Annotated in this window: 17 protein-coding genes; 2 read left to right on the plus strand and 15 right to left on the minus strand. The window is 72.2% G+C overall.

All coding sequences use genetic code 11. The annotated features are described in order from the left end of the window. Positions 1–63 precede the first annotated feature (63 nt). From era to ACZ4Z4_RS01955, 3 genes are all read right to left on the minus strand, one after another. The gene (era, locus tag ACZ4Z4_RS01945) at positions 64–1,017 is read right to left on the minus strand and encodes a GTPase Era (RefSeq protein WP_468320860.1); all 954 of its coding nucleotides are present in this window, start codon (positions 1,015–1,017) and stop codon (positions 64–66) included. 70 nt (positions 1,018–1,087) lie between these two features. After that, positions 1,088–1,441, minus strand: a complete 354-nt coding sequence (locus ACZ4Z4_RS01950) for a cytidine deaminase (protein ID WP_468320862.1) — start codon at positions 1,439–1,441, stop codon at positions 1,088–1,090. A 71-nt stretch (positions 1,442–1,512) separates the two neighbouring features. Beyond that, the gene (locus ACZ4Z4_RS01955) at positions 1,513–2,418 is read right to left on the minus strand and encodes a helix-turn-helix transcriptional regulator (RefSeq protein WP_468320864.1); all 906 of its coding nucleotides are present in this window, start codon (positions 2,416–2,418) and stop codon (positions 1,513–1,515) included. Between the two features lie 91 nt (positions 2,419–2,509). Between ACZ4Z4_RS01955 and ACZ4Z4_RS01960 the strand changes: the two genes are divergently transcribed. Further along, entirely contained in the window at positions 2,510–3,952 is a 1,443-nt protein-coding gene (locus ACZ4Z4_RS01960; protein WP_468320866.1) for an MFS transporter, read from the plus strand. 30 nt (positions 3,953–3,982) lie between these two features. On the opposite strand, the gene ACZ4Z4_RS01965 is transcribed toward ACZ4Z4_RS01960, so the two are convergent. Both ACZ4Z4_RS01965 and ACZ4Z4_RS01970 read right to left on the minus strand, forming a co-directional pair. Continuing rightward, a complete protein-coding gene (locus tag ACZ4Z4_RS01965) occupies positions 3,983–4,216 on the minus strand; it encodes a DUF397 domain-containing protein (protein WP_468320871.1) in 234 nt (77 codons plus the stop codon). 149 nt (positions 4,217–4,365) lie between these two features. Next, positions 4,366–5,280 (minus strand): helix-turn-helix domain-containing protein, encoded by a 915-nt coding sequence (locus ACZ4Z4_RS01970; protein WP_468320875.1) that lies wholly within the window; start codon positions 5,278–5,280, stop codon positions 4,366–4,368. Positions 5,281–5,744: 464 nt separating this feature from the next. Here ACZ4Z4_RS01970 and ACZ4Z4_RS01975 point away from each other — a divergent pair, with 464 nt between their 5' ends. Next, positions 5,745–5,876, plus strand: a complete 132-nt coding sequence (locus tag ACZ4Z4_RS01975; RefSeq protein ID WP_468320877.1) for a hypothetical protein — start codon at positions 5,745–5,747, stop codon at positions 5,874–5,876. A 206-nt stretch (positions 5,877–6,082) separates the two neighbouring features. Here the strand turns inward: ACZ4Z4_RS01975 and ACZ4Z4_RS01980 are convergent, their stop codons facing one another. The 10 genes from ACZ4Z4_RS01980 to ACZ4Z4_RS02025 form a co-directional block, all read right to left on the minus strand. Continuing rightward, the gene (locus ACZ4Z4_RS01980) at positions 6,083–6,439 is read right to left on the minus strand and encodes an MmcQ/YjbR family DNA-binding protein (protein ID WP_468320880.1); all 357 of its coding nucleotides are present in this window, start codon (positions 6,437–6,439) and stop codon (positions 6,083–6,085) included. Beyond that, positions 6,436–7,749, minus strand: coding sequence for a hemolysin family protein (locus ACZ4Z4_RS01985; RefSeq protein ID WP_468320883.1), 1,314 nt, complete (start codon positions 7,747–7,749; stop codon positions 6,436–6,438). The genes ACZ4Z4_RS01980 and ACZ4Z4_RS01985 overlap by 4 nt, the downstream gene beginning before the upstream one ends. A gap of 4 nt (positions 7,750–7,753) precedes the next feature. Then, positions 7,754–8,251, minus strand: coding sequence for an rRNA maturation RNase YbeY (gene ybeY / locus ACZ4Z4_RS01990; protein WP_468320885.1), 498 nt, complete (start codon positions 8,249–8,251; stop codon positions 7,754–7,756). A 12-nt stretch (positions 8,252–8,263) separates the two neighbouring features. Further along, positions 8,264–9,280, minus strand: coding sequence for a PhoH family protein (locus tag ACZ4Z4_RS01995; RefSeq protein WP_362995693.1), 1,017 nt, complete (start codon positions 9,278–9,280; stop codon positions 8,264–8,266). A gap of 149 nt (positions 9,281–9,429) precedes the next feature. Beyond that, on the minus strand, positions 9,430–10,533 hold the full coding sequence (locus ACZ4Z4_RS02000) for a carbohydrate kinase family protein (protein WP_468320887.1): 1,104 nt from the start codon (positions 10,531–10,533) through the stop codon (positions 9,430–9,432). 24 nt (positions 10,534–10,557) lie between these two features. Further along, a complete protein-coding gene (locus tag ACZ4Z4_RS02005; RefSeq protein WP_468320889.1) occupies positions 10,558–11,871 on the minus strand; it encodes a glucarate dehydratase family protein in 1,314 nt (437 codons plus the stop codon). A gap of 91 nt (positions 11,872–11,962) precedes the next feature. Further along, positions 11,963–12,964, minus strand: a complete 1,002-nt coding sequence (locus ACZ4Z4_RS02010) for an adenosine deaminase (protein WP_468320892.1) — start codon at positions 12,962–12,964, stop codon at positions 11,963–11,965. A 29-nt stretch (positions 12,965–12,993) separates the two neighbouring features. Next, entirely contained in the window at positions 12,994–13,899 is a 906-nt protein-coding gene (locus ACZ4Z4_RS02015; protein ID WP_468320895.1) for a ribonuclease Z, read from the minus strand. 15 nt (positions 13,900–13,914) lie between these two features. After that, a complete protein-coding gene (locus tag ACZ4Z4_RS02020) occupies positions 13,915–14,268 on the minus strand; it encodes a histidine triad nucleotide-binding protein (protein WP_468320898.1) in 354 nt (117 codons plus the stop codon). 102 nt (positions 14,269–14,370) lie between these two features. Continuing rightward, positions 14,371–17,598, minus strand: coding sequence for a S41 family peptidase (locus tag ACZ4Z4_RS02025; protein WP_468320900.1), 3,228 nt, complete (start codon positions 17,596–17,598; stop codon positions 14,371–14,373). Between the last annotated feature and the right edge of the window lie 33 nt (positions 17,599–17,631).

Consider the following 17,631-nt stretch of genomic DNA (forward strand, 5'->3'; position numbering starts at 1 on the left):
CCCGTCAGGGGCGCGGGGAACTGCGCGACCGGCCACGACGGGCCGGCAGCCGAAGAACCCGCCCTAGAACCCCAGCTTGCGCAGCTGGCGCGGATCCCGCTGCCAGTCCTTCGCGACCTTGACGTGCAGGTCGAGGAAGACGGGCGTCCCGAGAAGCGCCTCGATCTGCTTCCGCGACTTGATGCCCACGTCCTTCAGGCGCTTGCCCTTCGGGCCGATGATGATGCCCTTCTGGCTGGGCCGCTCGATGTAGACGAACGCGTGGATGTCGAGGAGCGGCTTGTCGGCGGGGCGGTCCTCGCGCGGCAGCATCTCCTCCACCACGACCGCGATGGAGTGCGGCAGCTCGTCCCGCACGCCCTCCAGCGCCGCCTCGCGGATCAGCTCGGCGACCATGACCTGCTCGGGCTCGTCGGTGAGGTCGCCCTCGGGGTAGAGCGGGGGGCCCTGCGGGAGCATCGGGACGATGAGGTCGGCGAGGAGCTCGACCTGCTGGTCGCCGACGGCCGACACGGGCACGATCTCGGCCCACTCCAGGCCCAGCTCCTTGCCGAGCTGGTCGACCGCGATGAGCTGCTCGGCGAGCGTCTTGCTGTCGACGAGGTCCGTCTTGGTGATGATCGCGATCTTCGGCGCCTTCTTGATGGAGGCGAGCTCCTTGGCGATGAAGCGGTCACCGGGGCCGAGCTTCTCGTTCGCCGGGAGGCAGAAGCCGATCACGTCGACCTCGGCCCACGTCGTGCGCACGACGTCGTTGAGCCGCTCGCCGAGCAGCGTGCGCGGCTTGTGCAGCCCGGGGGTGTCGACCAGGATCAGCTGGGCGTCCGGGCGGTGCACGATGCCGCGCACCGTGTGGCGCGTGGTCTGCGGCCGGTTCGAGGTGATCGCCACCTTCTGGCCGACCAGAGCGTTCGTAAGGGTGGACTTGCCCGCGTTGGGGCGGCCGACGAAGCAGGCGAAGCCGGCGCGGTGGACGGCCTCGGACGGCTCGGCTGAAGACGGGGTACGAACGCTCATGGCGCCCATTGTCCCTGATCCCCGGAGCCCCGCCGCACCGCCCGGGCCGGAAGGGGGGAAGCCGGCGGCCTCAGCCCGCCGCGACGCGCGCCCGGACCTCGCCGTCGGGCCCCGCCAGGAAGACCGGCGTCCCGGCCCCGCCCAGGTCCCGCACCGCGGCCAGGTCCTCGTCGGAGACCTTCTCGGCACCCGAGACGACCGCCGCCGCCTCCAGGGACTCCGCCCCCGACGCGACCGCCATCGCCACCGCCGTCCGCAGCGCGGACAGCCGCAGCGAGTCGAGAGCCACCGTCCCCGCCACGTACGTACGACCGGTCTCGTCCCGCACGGCCGCCCCCTCGGGCACACCGTTGCGGGCCCGCGCGGAACGGGCCAGGGTGACGATCTTGCGGTCCTCGGGGTCAAGCGCGGCGCTCTCAGTCATGCCCCGAGCATACGGAGCGGACCCCGCCGCACCGCCACCGGCCGGACCGGTCACATCGCCGGCCGGACCGGTCACATCGCCACCGGATGGATCGATCCCCGGCGGCCCTCGGGCGAGGCGAGCCACGCCAGCTTGCCCGCCGTGTCCACCTCGGCGTGCGGCATCGGCGTGTGCAGCACGATGGTGAGGTCGGGCCTGGCGGGCACCTTCAGCTGCGTCGACTCCAGGAACAGCGCGCCCGCCACGGGGTGCTGGATCTCCTTGGCGACCTGCCCGCCGGGCAGGATGTCCCGCCGCTCCCACAGCTCCACGAACTCGGGGCTCACCGACTTCGCCTCGGCGATCACCGCGGCGAAGCCGTCGTCGTCGGGGTGTTCCGAGCACGCGGCCCGGTACATCGCCACGATCTGCGGGGCGTTCCGCTCCCAACTGCGCGCCCGCGCGCGGTAGATGGGGTCGGTGAAGAAGGTGAGCAGGCAGTTCTCGGAGGTCTCCGAGCGCATGCCGAGCACGGAGGCGGCCGCGTCGTTGTACATGACGCAGTTCCAGTACGCGTCCATGATGTGCGCGGGCTGCGGCATCCATGTGTCGATGAGCCGGTGCAGCCCCTCGCACATGGCCGCGTCGTCCCTGGCGACCTCGGGCCGCGGCGGGTTGAGCCCGGCGAGCACGTACAGATGCCGCCGCTCGGCGCCGCTCAGCTTCAGGACGCGCGCCACGGAGTCCAGGACCTGCGGCGACACGGAGATGTCGCGGCCCTGCTCCAGCCACTGGTACCAGGACGCGCCGACCCCGGCGAGCACGGCGACCTCCTCGCGGCGCAGACCCGGCGTGCGCCGCCGGGCCCCGCCGTCCGGGAGCCCGGCCTCCGCGGGGCTGATCCGCGCACGGCGGCTCATCAGGAACTCCCGCAGCTCCCCGAGGCGACGCGCCTTCGACGCGTCCGTGTCCGACGCCGCGACCGACGGTGTTGCCATGTGGCGCTCCCCCAAGCCCTGACTGGTGTTCCGACCACCAGCATAAGTTCCCGCTCCCCACGTCTATTCCAGCCGCAGCAAGCTCTGGCCCATGGCGATCGACACCTCCACTGCCCCGTCCCCCAAGGCCGCGCCACCGGCGCCGGGCCCGCGAAACCCTGAGCCCAACCCCAAGCTCTCCACCCGCGACAAGCTCGTCCTCTTCGTGCTCTGCGCCGCGCAGTTCATGGTCGCGCTCGACTTCTCCGTACTGAACGTGGCGCTGCCCGTGCTCGGCGCCGACCTCGGCATGAGCCACTCCGCTCTCCAGTGGGCGGTGACCGCCTTCGCACTGCCCTCGGGAGGGTTCCTGCTCCTCTTCGGCAGGACCGGCGACCTCTTCGGGCGCCGCAAGCTGTTCCTCGCGGGGCTCGCGCTCTTCGGCCTCGCGTCGCTGCTCGCCACGTTCGCGTGGGACCCGGCGTCGTTCCTGACGGCACGGGCGCTGCAAGGCGTCGGCGCGGCGGCGATCGTGCCGACCGGCATGTCGCTCCTGACGACGACGTTCCCCGAGGGGCCGCAGCGCGACCGGGCGCTCGGCATCTCCGGCACGCTCCTCTCCCTCGGCTTCACGGTCGGCATGGTGCTCGGCGGCGTACTGACCGACACCCTCGGCTGGCGCTCCACGATGGGCCTGCTGACCCTCTTCGCGCTGATCGTGCTGCCGCTGGCCCCCGGGCTGCTGCCGGAGTCCCGCACCCCGGACCGCCCCCGCCTGGACATCCCGGGCGCCGTGACGGTCACCGGCGGTCTGCTCTCCCTGATCTACGCCCTCTCCACCGCGGCCGAGCGCGGCTTCGGCGGCACGGACGTCATCGTCGCGCTGGTGGCGGGTCTCGCCCTGCTCGTGGCGTTCGGCTACGTCGAGTCGCGCGCCGCGTCGCCGCTCGTCTCGCTGCCGATGCTGCGCCGCCGCACGGTGGCGTGGGGCAACCTGGGCGGCCTGGTCACGTTCTCGATGATGTCGACGGTCGTCTTCGTGCTGACCCTCTACCTCCAGGAAGTGCTGCGTCTCTCCGCCTTCGAGACCGGGCTCGTCTTCGGCGTGCAGGGCGTGCTCTCGGTGGTCGCCGGCGTGTACGCGCCGAAGGTCATCGGCCGCTTCGGTGCCCGTCGCACCCTGGTCGGCTCGCTGGCCGGGCAGGGCGTCCTCGTGGCGGCGCTGCTCGGCATCGGGGAGGGCGGCTGGTCGGTCTGGCTCGCCACGGCCGCGGTGTCGCTCGCCAGCATGTGCCACCTGGGCGCGATCATCTCGTACGGCCTGACGGTGACGTCGGGCGTGCCCGACGAGGAGCAGGGCCTGGCGACGGGCCTCGTCACCTCCACGCAGCAGGTCGGCATCACCATCGGCATCCCGCTGCTCGGCGTCCTCGCGACGACCGCCCCCGACCTGCTCACGGGTACGCGGACGGTCCTCGCGATCGATGCGGCGGTGGTCCTGGCGACGGCGGGCGCGGTCGCCGTCGGTCTGCGCCGCGGCGGCGTCCGCGCCTGACCGCCGCCATCGGGAACGGCCCGGCCTCTCTCAGAGGCGGGCCGTCCGCTCGTCGTTCCGTGCGCCTCGGTGGGTGTCCGGTGGCGCGCCCGCCACTTGGGCGACGAACGCCGTCCACGCCTCGGGACGGAAGGCGAGCACGGGACCGCGTGGCCGGACGGAGTCGCGGACGAGCACCGCGTCACCGGTCCAGGCGATCTCCACGCAGGTATTCGACCCGCCGTCGCTCGCACTGCTCTTGCGCCACGTCCATGAGTCGCCCACGCTTCTCCTCCACCCCGGGTGCGGAAGGCCAGCCGCCGCTTCCCGCGCGTGGCTGGTGCAGGGACACGCAGCACCTCTTCCAGAATAACGGGGCGTCATACGAATATGAACGAGGCGTTTCTCGCCAAGGTCCCTCTGTCCGGGGGGAGTTACGTCTGCGGCACCTCCTGCGGCACGGCCTCCCTGGTCAGCGTCTCCAGGTCGTCGCTGCCCTCGCCGATCCGGACCGCGAGGGCGCGCAGCAGGGCGGGCATGTCGTCCTTGAGGGCGAGATCCTCCAGCTCCCAGAACCGCTCCAGGTAGCGGCCGGTCTCCTCCGGGGAGTCGGTCACGTACGAATCGCCGCGCGGGTTCTCCAGATAGAGCGAGTCCGGCATCTCGTCCACCCCGAACTCGAAGTGGCTGAAGGGACCCTGGATGCCCGCGTGGGCGCCGACGCTGAACGGCAGGATCTGGATGGTGACGCCCGGCCGCTCCGCCAGCTCCGCGAGCCGCTCCAGCTGGGCGCGCATCACGCCCCGCCCGCCGACGTGCCGGCGCACGACCGCCTCGTCGAGGATGTAGAAGACCTCGCGGCCTCCCGAGGTCAGCAACTCCTGGCGGGTGAGGCGCACTTCGACGCTTCGTTCCAGGCGTTCCTCGGGGATGTCCTTCTCGTACGAGAGCATGATGGCGCGCGCGTACTCCTCGGTCTGGAGGGAGCCGGGCATCAGGAGCGCGCCGTAGTGCCGGACGATCGACGCCGAGGACTCCAGGGCGAGGAACTGAAGGAACTCTTTGGTGTAGAGGTCGCGGTACTCGCTGAAGGGCATGCGCCGACTGCCTCTGGCGAGGTCCAGCAGCTCTTCGATCTTGCGTCGGTCGCGGATCCCGTACGTCTCCAGCAGGGGCCGCAAGTCGTTGACGGAGATACCGACTTCACCGGCCTCGATGCGGATCAGCTTGGAGGGGCTCCACTCCATCTTCGCCGCGACCTGACGCTGGGTCAGCTGCGCGGCGGTCCGCGCCTTTCGGAGCTCGGTGCGCAGCCGCAGCCGCTGAAGTGCCGCACTTGGCACGTTCATGATGGCTCCACCCCCAACCGGACCGTGCGAGGTGCAACATAGCAGACTAGCAGCTTACTCATCGAGACCTTCCGGGACGACAGTTCACGCCACTGTCAGGAGACCTGAAGTTCCCCGCAGCGGCAACCGCACAGGGCTGTCCGGTCGACAGCTCACGGAAAGCTATATCGCATTCAGCGAGCTCTGGAACCGGACCCGTAACTCCGCGAGGTGCCGTATGGCACTACCCACGTGGCGATGTGCGGGCTACGCTGGTGCGGAGGGGTAGCTTGCTTCAACTGCCCGACAGGAAAAGGAGGTTGAACATCAACAAGACCAGCGGGGAACTCACTCCAACGAGTGTCGCCGGCCGCCCGGTTCGCTGGTCCGCCGACTGATCCGAATCCCTCTTCCTGCTGCCACCCGTTCGTGGAGCGCCGCGGTATCCACGACAGAGAGTGGGACCAGGAAGGAGAACAAGCCCCATGGCTGAGAAGCCGGACGGGCGTCGCGCCACCCGCACGTGGACCGACTGGGCCGCCCACGCGGCTCCGTGGGCCAGTCTTCTCGTGGTACTCGGCGAGTGCTTCGAGAAATGGGTACTGCCCCACGTGTGACACAGAGCCGGCCCCGACCCGAGAGGGCCGAGGCCAGACGGCGGACGCCATCGCACTGACGTTTCCACTCCGAGTTCCCTTGGCCGGCAGCCCGGAGTGGAGGCGTTTCGGTTCCGGCCGTCACTCCATTCTGCCTGCCCCACCACCCCGATGGCGAGGGGCTGTTGGCACACTCTGCGCCAATCGCCGCGGACCGCGCACGCCCCTCAGGGGCGGTCGAGCCGCAGCCGCTCCGCCCGCGGCAGACCCGCGACCACCAAGTCGTACGAGTCCTCGACGAGCTCCCTGACCTGCCGCTCGGTGAGCCCGCCGTCGACCGTGACCGTGTTCCAGTGGCGCTTGTTCATGTGCCAGCCCGGCACGATCTCCGGGTGCTCGGCCCGCAGCCGGACCGCGATCTCCGGATCGCACTTGAGGTTGACGGTGAGCGGACGCCCGTCGAGCGCCGTGAGCGCGAACATCTTCCCGCCCACCTTGAAGACCGACATCTCCGGCGTGAACGGGAAGTCCTCCACGGCTCCGTTGAACGAGAGACAGAACGCGCGCAGGTCCTCGGGCGTCACCCGGCCTCCCCCGCCTTCACCGCGCCGTCCCCGGCGTCCGCGGGGGCGGGCTCCACGAGCACCGTCATGATCCGGTTGCGGCGGCCGGCCGCGGACTCCGCGGTGAGCTTGAGCCCCCGCCCGTCCGGCAGCGGCACCACCGCCGTGGCCCCCGCGATCGGCACGCGGCCGAGACGCTTGGCGAGCAGCCCGCCGACGGTCTCGACGTCCTCGTCGTCGAACTCGTCGAGGCCGAACAGCTCCCCCAGGTCACCGATGTCGAGCCGCGCCGTCACGCGGTAGCAGCCGTCCGCCAGCTCCTCCACCGGGGGCAGCTCACGGTCGTACTCGTCGGTGATCTCGCCGACGATCTCCTCCAGGATGTCCTCGATGGTGACGATGCCGGCCGTCCCGCCGTACTCGTCGATCACCACGGCCACGTGGTTGCGCTCCTGCTGCATCTCGCGCAGCAGGTCGCCCGCGTTCTTCGTGTCCGGGACGAAGGTGGCCGGACGCATCGCCGTCGACACCAGGTCGGACTCGCTGTCGCGGTTGATGTGCGTCTTGCGCGCCAGGTCCTTCAGGTACACCATGCCGACGACGTCGTCCTCGCTCTCGCCCGTCACGGGTATGCGCGAGAAGCCGGAGCGCAGCGCGAGGGTGAGGGCCTGGCGGATCGTCTTGAAACGCTCGATGGCGACCAGGTCGGTGCGGGGCACCATGACCTCGCGGACCAGGGTGTCGCCCAGCTCGAAGACGGAGTGCACCATGCGGCGCTCCTCGTCCTCGATCAGGGACTCCTTCTCGGCGAGGTCCACCATGGCGCGCAGCTCGGCCTCGGAGGCGAACGGGCCGCGGCGGAAACCCTTGCCGGGCGTCAGCGCGTTGCCGATCAGGATCAGGAGGGGCGGGACGGGGCCCATGATGCGGGCCAGCGGCAGCAGGACGTACGCCGACGCGGTGGCCGTGTTCAGCGGGTGCTGGCGGCCGATGGTGCGCGGGGAGACCCCCACCGCCACATAGCTGACGAGGACCATCACGCCGATGGCGACCGCGAGGGCCTGCCAGGTCTCGTCGAACTCGCGCAGGCAGGCGTACGTCACCAGGGCGGCCGAGGCCATCTCGCAGGCCACCCGGACGAGCAGCGCCACGTTGAGATAGCGGGTCGGGTCGGCGGCGACCTGGGCGAGCTTCGCGCTGCCGCGCCGCCCCGAGCGGACCGCCTCGTCCGCGCGGAAGCTGGAGACCCGGGCGATGCCCGCCTCCGCGCAGGCCGCGAGCCAGGCCACGACGGTGAGGGCGACCGCGCCGACGATCAGCTGTGGACTCATGGCGCTACGAGACGGTGGGCGCCGGAGAGGGGCCGGTCAGGCCCTTCTCGGCACGCCAGCCGTCGACGATCGCGGCCTGGAGGCCGAACATCTCGGCCTTCTCGTCGGGCTCCTCGTGGTCGTACCCGAGCAGGTGCAGGACTCCGTGGACGGTGAGGAGCTGGAGCTCCTCGTCCATGGAGTGCCCCGTCGGGGCGTCCTTGCCCTGCTGGGCGGCGACCTCGGGGCAGAGCACGATGTCGCCGAGGAGGCCCTGCGGGAGCTCGCCGTCGTCCTTCATGGGCGGCCGCAGCTCGTCCATGGGGAAGGACATGACGTCCGTCGGCCCCGGCAGGTCCATCCACCGGATGTGCAGCTCCTCCATGGCGTCGGCGTCCACGACGATCACCGAGAGGTCGGAGAGCGGGTGGATGCGCATCCGCGCGAGGGCGTAGCGGGCGATGTCGAGGATCGCCGGCTCGTCGACCTCGGTTCCGGATTCGTTGTTGACGTCGATCGACATGGTGGTGCTCGTCTACTTCCCGTCGCGGCTGTCGTGCTGCTCGTACGCGTCGACGATACGGCCGACGAGCTTGTGCCGGACGACATCGTGGGACGTGAGCCGGGAGAAGTGGATGTCCTCGACGCCGTCGAGGATCTGCTGGACCTCGCGCAGACCGCTCTTGGTGCCGCCCGGCAGGTCGACCTGGGTGATGTCGCCGGTGATGACGATCTTCGAGTCGAAGCCGAGGCGGGTGAGGAACATCTTCATCTGCTCGGCGCTGGTGTTCTGCGCCTCGTCGAGGATGATGAACGCGTCGTTCAGCGTGCGGCCGCGCATGTACGCGAGCGGCGCCACCTCGATCGTTCCCGCCGCCATCAGCCGCGGGATGGAGTCCGGGTCGAGCATGTCGTGCAGGGCGTCGTAGAGCGGCCGCAGGTAGGGGTCGATCTTCTCGTAGAGCGTGCCGGGCAGGAAGCCGAGCCGCTCGCCCGCCTCGACCGCGGGGCGGGTCAGGATGATGCGGTTGACCTGCTTGGACTGGAGGGCCTGCACGGCCTTGGCCATGGCCAGGTAGGTCTTGCCGGTGCCGGCGGGGCCGATCCCGAAGACGATGGTGTGCTTGTCGATCGCGTCGACGTACCGCTTCTGGTTCAGCGTCTTGGGGCGGATGGTGCGGCCGCGGGACGAGAGGATGTTCTGCGTGAGGACCTCGGCGGGGGTCTCCTCCGCGCCGTCGCCGTTCTCGTCCGCCCTCAGCATGGCGATCGAGCGTTCCACTGCGTCCTCCGTCATCGGCTGACCGGTGCGGAGCACCAGCATCATCTGGTCGAACAGGCGCTGGATGAGGGCGACTTCGCGGGCCGCGCCCACGGCGCTGATCTCATTGCCCCGGACGTGGATGTCGGCCGCCGGGAAGGCCTTCTCGATCACCCGCAGCAGGGCGTCGCCGGAGCCGAGGACGGTCACCATCGGATGCTTCGCCGGAACGGTGAAGTGCGCTCGGGACTGGCCCTGGGCATCGGTGTGAGTTGTGGGTGTCTGAGTCATGGGCCGGCTCTGAAGGCCTGCTCATCCTCCTCGTGCGGGGCTCGGTGGCCGCTCGACAGCCTTGCACTGCCAAGAGTACGACGCGCCACGCCCGAGCCCGTAGGCCTTTTCCCCCGTCCGCCGCACGCACCTCCCCGGGCCCCGGCCCCTCACGCCGACCGGAAGCCGATCGTCGGCACGGCCCGCCGCAGGGGCCACGGCCGGCTCGCCGCGGGAAGCAGCCCCTCCAGGAACGCGTACCGGCGCAGCGCGACCGGGTCCTGGCCGTCCAGCTCCCGCACCCGGCGCCACCACGCGCCGACCTCCGCCCAGCCGGGCGCCGACAGGGACCCGCCGAACTCCTGCACCGAGAGCGCCGCCGTGAGACCCGCGAAGGCGAGCCGGTCCGCGAGGGGCCACTCCGCGAGCGTCCCGGTGACGAATCCGGCGACGAAGACGTCCCCCGCCCCGGTGGGGTCGAGCGCCTCGACCTCGATGGCCGGGACCTCCGCGGTCTCGCCGGTCCGCCCGTCCACGGCGTACGCGCCCTCCGCGCCCAGCGTCACCACGGCGAGCGGCACGTACTTGGTCAGCGCCCTGGCCGCGGCGCGGGGGCACGACGTGCGCGTGTACCGCATGGCCTCCTCCGCGTTCGGCAGGAACGCCTCGCAGTGCTCCAGGTCGGGCAGGCCTGCGAGGTCCCACCGCCCGGTGTCGTCCCAGCCGACGTCGGCGAAGATGCGGGTGCCGCTGCGCGCGGCCCGCTCGATCCAGGGGGCGTGGACGCCGGGCGTCAGGGAGGCGACAGCGGCACGCGCGCGTGGCGGGCAGGAGGGGGCGCCGCCGTCCGGCGCGTCGGCGTCCGGCGGCGGCTCGTGGCCGTGGCTGACCATGGTCCGCTCGCCCTCGTACGCCATGGAGACCGTCACCGGGGAGTGCCAGCCCGGCACGGTCCGGGACGGGGTGAGGTCGATGCCCTCGCCCTGTTCGAGGGCGTCCCAGCAGTACTCCCCGTAGTGGTCGTCCCCGAAGGCGGCGGCGAGCGACGTGTGCAGCCCGAGCCGGGCGAGCGCGGTCGCCATGTTGGCGACGCCGCCGGGGCTCGACCCCATGCCGCGCGCCCAGGACTCGGTCCCGCGCACGGGCGCGGAGTCGAGCCCGGTGAAGATGATGTCGAGGAAGACCGTGCCGGTGAGGTAGACGTCGCAGTCCGGATCCCCGGCTCTGCGGGCCGCCTTCAGCGGGTCGACGGTGGGCTGTACGGGTACGACCATGCAGGCAACGTAACGGACGAGGGGCTACCAGCGCGGCACGGCCGGGGTGGTCCACGCCGGGTCGGCCACCCGCATCGCCGCCGCGTCGTCCCGCTCCCGCATCGCGCGGAAGCCGTCGTCGAGCCAGCGCGCGTGCAGGGCGGCGAGCCTGTCGCGGTCCAGCTCGACGCCGAGGCCGGGGGTGTCGGTGACGGCGACGTGCCCGTCGGTGAAGCGCAGCCGTGAGGTGAGCACGTCCTCGGCCTGCCAGGGGTAGTGCGTGTCGCAGGCGTGGTCGAGTCCGGGCACGGTCGCCGCCACGTGCGTCATCGCGGCGAGGCTGATGCCGAGGTGGGTGTTGGAGTGCATGGACACGCTCACGCCGAAGGTCCGGCAGACGGCGGCCAGCTCGCGGGTGCGCCGCAGCCCGCCCCAGTAGTGGTGGTCGGAGAGCACCACCCGCACGGCCTTCTTCGCGAAGGCCTCCGGTATCTCCTCGAAGGTCGTCACGCACATGTTCGTGGCGAGCGGCACCGGCGTGCGCGCGGCGACCTCCGCCATCGCGGGCGTGCCGAGCGCGGGGTCCTCCAGGTATTCGAGTACGTCACCGAGCTCCTGCGCCACCTTCAGCGAGGTCTCCACGGACCAGGCGCCGTTGGGGTCGAGCCGGAGCGGGCGGCCGGGGAACGCGGCGGCCAGGGCGCGGATCGCGGCGGCCTCCTCGTCCGGCGGGAAGACGCCGCCCTTGAGCTTGAAGGACGAGAAGCCGTACCGCTGGGCGAAGAGTTCCGCCTGGGCGACGATTCCGGCCGGATCGAGCGCCGCGCCCCACCCTTCGTCCCGCTCGCTCACGACCCCCGCCGGGTGCTCAGCCCACTTGTAGAACAGGTACGCGCTGTACTCCACGGCGTCGCGGACCTTGCCGCCGAGCAGCGCGTGCACGGGCAGCCCGAGCGCCTTGCCGAGGGCGTCCAGGCAGGCCACCTCGAACCCGGAGACGACGGAGAGCCGCAGCTTGTCGGCGGTCTGCACGCCGCGCAGGCCGCCGACGTCCACGGAGTCGTCGACGCGGGCGGCGTCGACCGCCGTCTCGTCCGCGAGTGTGAACAGCCGGTTCGGCTCGGAGACCGCGTGGCCGACCAGCCGCCGGGCGAGCGGCCGCGCGATCTCCAGATACTGCCCGTCGCCGTACGTCTCCCCGATCCCCGTCACCCCACCGGCCGTGACCACCTCGATGATGAGCCGGGGCGTGTAGGGCTGGTGGACGCCCTGCGTGTTGAGGAGCGGCGGGTCGGCGACGAGGACGGGGGTGAGACGGACGTCCGTGATGACGAGACCGCCGGAGCGTTGTCCATACATGAGAACGGAGACTAGGTATGCGAACCGCACCCGTCAACGGAACGGACAACATTAGCGGTCCCGCACGTCCGTGGCGCCCGGCGGCCGCCCGTCAGTCGAACGAGTAGGCCTCCACCTCGGCGAGGTACCGCGCCCGCAGCGCCTCGTCCGCCGCGTCGCGGTCCAGGAAGGCCGCCTCGAAGGAGTTCCGCGCCAGGGTGCGCAGCCGCTCCTGGTCGAGCCCGAGCGCCTCGCGCACGGCGTGGAAGGTGTCGTCGACGTAGCCGCCGAAGTAGGCCGGGTCGTCGGAGTTGACCGTGCACATCAGCCCGGCGTCCAGCATCTGCGGCAACGGGTGCTCCTCCAGGACGTCGATGGCGCGAAGCCGGACGTTGGAGAGCGGGCACAGCGTCAGCGGCACGCGGTCGCGGACCAGCCGCTCCACCAGCGCCGGGTCCTCCATGCAGCGCAGACCGTGGTCGATGCGCTCGACGCGCAGGACGTCGAGGGCCTCCGTGATGTACGCGGGCGGGCCCTCCTCCCCCGCGTGGGCGACGAGCCGCAGCCCGTGCGCGGCGGCGGCCTCGTACACCTCCTTGAACTTGGCCGGCGGGTGGCCGACCTCGGCCGAGTCGAGCCCGATGCCGATGATCCGGCCGAGGTGGGGCTCGGCGGCCTTCAGGGTCTCCATGGCGGATTCGGCGGACTGGTCGCGCAGGAAGCACATGATGAGCCGCGTGGAGACGCCGTGCCGCTCCTCGCTGCGGTCCAGGGCGCGGCCGAGGCCTTCGACGACGGTGGCGATGGGGACGCCGCGCGCGGTGTGCGCCTGCGGGTCGAAGAAGATCTCCGCGTGCCGGACGCCCTGTGCGGCGGCGCGGGCGAGGTAGGCGTCCGCGAGCTCCTCGAAGTCGGCCTCGGTGCGCAGCACGGCCATGAGGCTGTAGTAGAGGTCCAGGAAGCTCTGGAGGTCGTCGAAGAGGTAGGCCTTGCGGAGCTCTTCGGTGTCGGCGTAGGGCAGTTCGACGCCGTTGCGTGCGGCGAGGGCGAAGGCGAGCTCGGGTTCGAGGGTGCCTTCGATGTGGAGGTGGAGTTCGGCCTTGGGGATCGGCATGGTGCGGTCTCGCTCAGTTCGGGGGTGGTTCAGGTTCGTTTGGGGAGGGGGACGCGTGCCAGGTCGCGCGCGATGGTGAGGTCGCCGTCGAAGCCGGCGGCGCGGGCCTGCTGTTCATAGACGTCGGGGTCGGGGTAGCGCTGGCTGAAGTGGGTCAGGACGAGGTGGCGCACGCCCGCGTCGACGGCCACACGGGCGGCCTGGCCGGCCGTCAGATGGCCGTGGTCGGTGGCCAGTTGTTCGTCCTCGTCGAGGAACGTCGACTCGATGACGAGCATGTCGCAGCCCTCGGCGAGCGCGTGCACGCCGTCGCAGAGGCGGGTGTCCATCACGAAGGCGAACCGCTGCCCGCGCCGCACCTCGCTGACCTCGTCGAGGGTGACGCCGCCGAGGCGGCCCTCCTTCTGCAACCGTCCGACGTCCGGCCCCTTGATGCCGCGCTCGGCGAGCAGGGCGGGCAGCATCCGCCGCCCGTCGGGCTCGGTGATCCGGTAGCCGTACGACTCGACCGGGTGCGAGAGCTTGACCGCGTCGAGGGTGTACGCGTCCGTCACGGCCAGCGGCCCGTCGGCGGCGACCGGTTCCTCGGCGAGCGGCACGGTCTCGCGGTACGCCGTCGCGTACCGCAGGCGGTCGAAGAAGCGCTGCCCCGACGCGGGGTAATGGGCGGTGACCGGGTGCGGGACCCGGTCGAGGTTGATGCGCTGGATCACCCCGGCGAGGCCCAGACAGTGGTCGCCGTGGAAGTGCGTGACGCAGATCCGGTGCAGGTCGTGGGCGGCGACCCCGGCGCGCAGCATCTGCCGCTGCGTGCCCTCGCCGGGGTCGAACATGATGCCCTGGCCGTCCCAGAGCAGGACGTAGCCGTTGTGGTTGCGGTGCCGGGTGGGGACCTGGCTGGCGGTGCCGAGCACCACCAGTTCACGTGCGGACAAGGAGGCCGGTCCCCGCTATCCGGGAGGCCACTGGAGGCCGCGGCCGCCCAGGACGTGCGCGTGCGTGTGGAAGACGGTCTGGCCCGCGCCGGCGCCGGTGTTGAAGACGATGCGGTAGCTCTCCGCCTGCTCCTGCGCGGCCACCTCGCCCGCCTCCCGCAGCACGTCCGCGGCGATCCGCGGTTCGGCGGCGGCGAGGGAGGCGGCGTCCGGGTAGTGCGCCTTGGGGATCACCAGGACGTGGGTGGGCGCCTGCGGGTTGATGTCGCGGAAGGCGAGGGTCGTCTCCGTCTCGCGGACGAGCGTCGCCGGCACCTCCTTCGCGACGATCTTGCAGAACAAGCAGTCACTTTGCGCTTCGCCCGCCATGGGCCGCCTCCTGGCTGAGTATGGGCACGAGGGAAAGATCAGTACGTTCGGCATGCTATCGGCCGCCGTGTCAAGGGGCCGGGGGCCGGGGGTCCGGCCGGGTCACTCCGCGCCGGGCAGGGGCGGCGGCGACTTCGCCGGGTGCTCCTCCAGCGCGGCCAGCGCGATGCGGACCGCCTCGTCCAACTGCGGGTCACGGCCCGCCACATGGTCGTCGGGGGTGGTGACGACCTCCACGTCCGGGTCGACCCCGTGGTTCTCGACGCCCCACTCGTGGCCCTCCAGCCAGAACGCGTACTTCGGCTGCGTCACCAGCGTCCCGTCGACCAGGTGGTAGCGGCTGTCGATGCCGACGACGCCGCCCCAGGTGCGCGTGCCCACCACGGGCCCGATGCCGAGCGCCCTGATCGCGGCGTTGACGATGTCCCCGTCCGAACCGGAGAACTCGTTGGCGACGGCGACGACGGGGCCGCGCGGCGCGTCCACCGGATAGCTGAGCGGGCGCGAGCCGCGCGGCAGGTCCCAGCCGACGACCCGGCGCGCCAGCTTCTCCACGACGAGCTGCGAGGTGTGCCCGCCGCGGTTCTCCCGCACGTCCACGACCAGGCCCTCGCGGGCGACCTCGACGCGCAGGTCACGGTGGATCTGTGCCCAGCCGGGCGCCTGCATGTCGGGCACGTGGAGGTAGCCGAGGCGGCCGTCCGAGCGCTCGTGGACGTACGCCCGCCGGTCGGCGACCCAGGCGTGGTAGCGCAGCGGCTCCTCGTCGTCGACGGGGATCACGACGGCGTACCGCGGGTCGCCGCCGCCGGACGGCGAGACGGTCAGCTCGACCGGCTTGCCCGCGGTGCCCACGAGCAGCGGCCCGGGGCCCGTGACCGGGTCGACGGGACGGCCGTTGACCTCGATGACCGCGTCGCCGGGGCGGGCCGCGACGCCGGGCGCGGCGAGCGGGGACCGGGCGGCAGGGTCGGAGGACTCCGAGGGCAGGATGCGGTCGATGCGCCACAGGCCGTCCGCGCCGCGCGAGAGGTCCGCGCCGAGGAGCCCTTGGCGGTGCCCGCCGCCCCCGCCGCCGGAGGCCACGTACGCGTGCGAGGTGCCCAGTTCGCCGTGCACCTCCCACAGCAGGTCGACGAGGTCGTCGTGGGTGGCGACGCGGGCGAGCACCGGGCGGTAGCGGTCCAGGACCGCGGCCCAGTCGACGCCGCCCATGTCGGCCCGCCAGAAGTTGTCCCGCACGAGGCGGCCCGCCTCCTCGTACATCTGCCGCCACTCGGCGGCCGGGTCGACGGTGTACCGGACGCGGGAGAGGTCGACGGTGATGTTCGAGTCGCTGTCCTCGTCGCCGGAGGCGCGCCGGTCGCTCGGCACCACCTTCAGCTTGCCGTCGGTCCACAGCAGGACCCGCTTGCCGTCGCCGGTGACCGCGAAGTGGTCGGCGTCCGCGGCCAGTGTCTCCACCCGGTGCTGTACGAGGTCGTACCGCTCCAGCTCCGTCTTCGGGTCGGGGTCGTGCGGGGTGGCGCGGGAGGCGCCGAGCACGCCGCGCACCGGGTGGCGCAGCCAGAGCAGCCCGTCCTTGGCGGCCCGCAGCGTGGTGCAGCGGGCCGCCTCGACGGGGAACGGCACGATGCGGTCGGCGAGCCCGTCGAAGTCGATACGGGTGACGGGGGCGCCCTCGCTGTCCGGTGTCTCGGCGCCGTCCTGCGCCTCGAAGGGCCTGCCGTGCCGCTGCGGCCCGAAGGGGGACGGCGTGGTCGCGGCGAGCGTGAGCAGGTGCGGCCGGGAGCCGCCGACGAAGGCGAGGTCGAAGACGTGCTCGTCGTAGACCGGGTCGAAGGCGCGCGCGGAGAGAAAGGCGAGGTGCTTGCCGTCGAGGGTGAACGCGGGCGCCCAGTCGCGGAAGCGCAGCGGGGTCGCCTCGGCGACCGACAGGTCCGCGGTGTTGGCGAGCTTCAGCTGGCGCAGCGGGCTCGGCCCGGGATGCGACCAGGCGAGCCAGGCGGAGTCGGGCGAGAAGACGAGCCCGGTGACCTCGCCGTCGGCGCTCCGGTCGACCTCGCGGACCTCGCCGCTCTCCCGCTCGACGAGCAGCACCCGGCCGTCGTGCGAGGCGACGGCGGCCCGGGAGCCGTCCGGCGCCACGGCGAGCCCGAGGACCCGGCCGAGCTGTCCGGCGGCGAGCCTGCGCGGGGTGGTGCCGGGCGCGGGGCCGGTGGCCGGCGCGAATTCGAGGGCCTCGTCGCCCTCCGCGTCGGTCACCCACACCACGTGCTCCTCGCCCTGCACGCGGAAGGTGCGGGGCAGCCGGGCGCGCACCCCGGGCTCGGCGGCAAGCGCGCGGGCGGGCCCCTCGCGGTGCGTGACCCAGTGCACGGAGCCGCGCACGGAGACGGCGCTGCCGCGCCCGGTGTGGTCGGGCGCGGCGGCACCGAACCAGCGGGCGGCGGAGACGGGGTGCGGTTGCAGGTCGGTGCGCTGCCCGCCGAGGCGGAGGCCGACGCGGCGCGGCTCGGCGTCCGCCAGGTCGTCGAGGAGCCACAGCTCACCGGCGGACATGTAAACGACGCGGGTGCCGTCGGTGGCGGCGTGCCGTGCGTAGAAGCCGCTCTCGACCGGGGTGTGGCGCCGCAGGTCGGTACCGTCGGGCAGCGAGGAGTAGAGGGCGCCGACGCCTTCGTGGTCGCAGAGGAAGGCGATGCGGTCGCCGACCCAGAGCGGGTACTCGATGTTCCCGTCGAGTTCTTCGTGGACGCGGACGAACGGTTCCGCGGCCTCGTCGTTCCCGGCGGGCCGCCGTATCCACAGCTTGCCCGCGGTGCCGCCCCGGTACCGCTTCCACCGGGCGGCCTCGTGGCCCATCGGGGCGGAGAGCAGCAGGACCTGCCCGTCGGGGCCGTGCGCGACGTCGCCGACGATGCCGTACGGCAGGGTGGTGGCGGGTCCGCCGTCGAGCGGCACGGCCCGTGCCCAGCTGCGCCGCGGGGAGGCCTGCCCCGCCGCGCTGACGGCGAGGACCTGTCCGTCGGGGGTCCAGCCGCACATGGCGGTCTGCCAACTCCCCCAGTACGTCAGCCTTTTGGAGGGCCCGCCCTCGACCGGCGCGATGTGCACCTCCGGGGCACCGTCGCGGCGGGAGGTCCAGGCGACGGTCGTGCCGTCCGGGGAGATCCTCGGGTGGTTCACGGGTACGTTGTCGGCGCTGACCCGCCAGGCGCGGCCCCCGTCGAGGGGTGCGACCCAGACGTCGTCCTCGGCCGTGAAGGCGATCAACTCGCCGTGGATGTGCGGGAACCGGAGATACGCGAAGTGCGCTGCCTCTGTCACGCCGACCAGCCTAGGCAGGGTCCCGGCGGGCCG

It is taken from the genome of Streptomyces sp. NPDC030245, assembly GCF_055572995.1.

Bases quoted from the DNA above. Each gene is read 5' to 3' on its own strand.
- ACZ4Z4_RS01975 (WP_468320877.1), top strand. From the start codon at position 5,745: ATGGCTGAGAAGCCGGACGGGCGTCGCGCCACCCGCACGTGGACCGAC.
- ACZ4Z4_RS01955 (WP_468320864.1), bottom strand. From the start codon at position 2,418: ATGGCAACACCGTCGGTCGCGGCGTCGGACACGGACGCGTCGAAGGCG.
- ACZ4Z4_RS01995 (WP_362995693.1), bottom strand. From the start codon at position 9,280: ATGACTCAGACACCCACAACTCACACCGATGCCCAGGGCCAGTCCCGA.
- ACZ4Z4_RS02020 (WP_468320898.1), bottom strand. From the start codon at position 14,268: ATGGCGGGCGAAGCGCAAAGTGACTGCTTGTTCTGCAAGATCGTCGCG.
- ybeY (WP_468320885.1), bottom strand. From the start codon at position 8,251: ATGTCGATCGACGTCAACAACGAATCCGGAACCGAGGTCGACGAGCCG.
- ACZ4Z4_RS01970 (WP_468320875.1), bottom strand. From the start codon at position 5,280: ATGAACGTGCCAAGTGCGGCACTTCAGCGGCTGCGGCTGCGCACCGAG.
- era (WP_468320860.1), bottom strand. From the start codon at position 1,017: ATGAGCGTTCGTACCCCGTCTTCAGCCGAGCCGTCCGAGGCCGTCCAC.
- ACZ4Z4_RS01950 (WP_468320862.1), bottom strand. From the start codon at position 1,441: ATGACTGAGAGCGCCGCGCTTGACCCCGAGGACCGCAAGATCGTCACC.
- ACZ4Z4_RS01985 (WP_468320883.1), bottom strand. From the start codon at position 7,749: ATGAGTCCACAGCTGATCGTCGGCGCGGTCGCCCTCACCGTCGTGGCC.
- ACZ4Z4_RS02010 (WP_468320892.1), bottom strand. From the start codon at position 12,964: ATGCCGATCCCCAAGGCCGAACTCCACCTCCACATCGAAGGCACCCTC.
- ACZ4Z4_RS02000 (WP_468320887.1), bottom strand. From the start codon at position 10,533: ATGGTCGTACCCGTACAGCCCACCGTCGACCCGCTGAAGGCGGCCCGC.
- ACZ4Z4_RS02005 (WP_468320889.1), bottom strand. From the start codon at position 11,871: ATGTATGGACAACGCTCCGGCGGTCTCGTCATCACGGACGTCCGTCTC.
- ACZ4Z4_RS01960 (WP_468320866.1), top strand. From the start codon at position 2,510: ATGGCGATCGACACCTCCACTGCCCCGTCCCCCAAGGCCGCGCCACCG.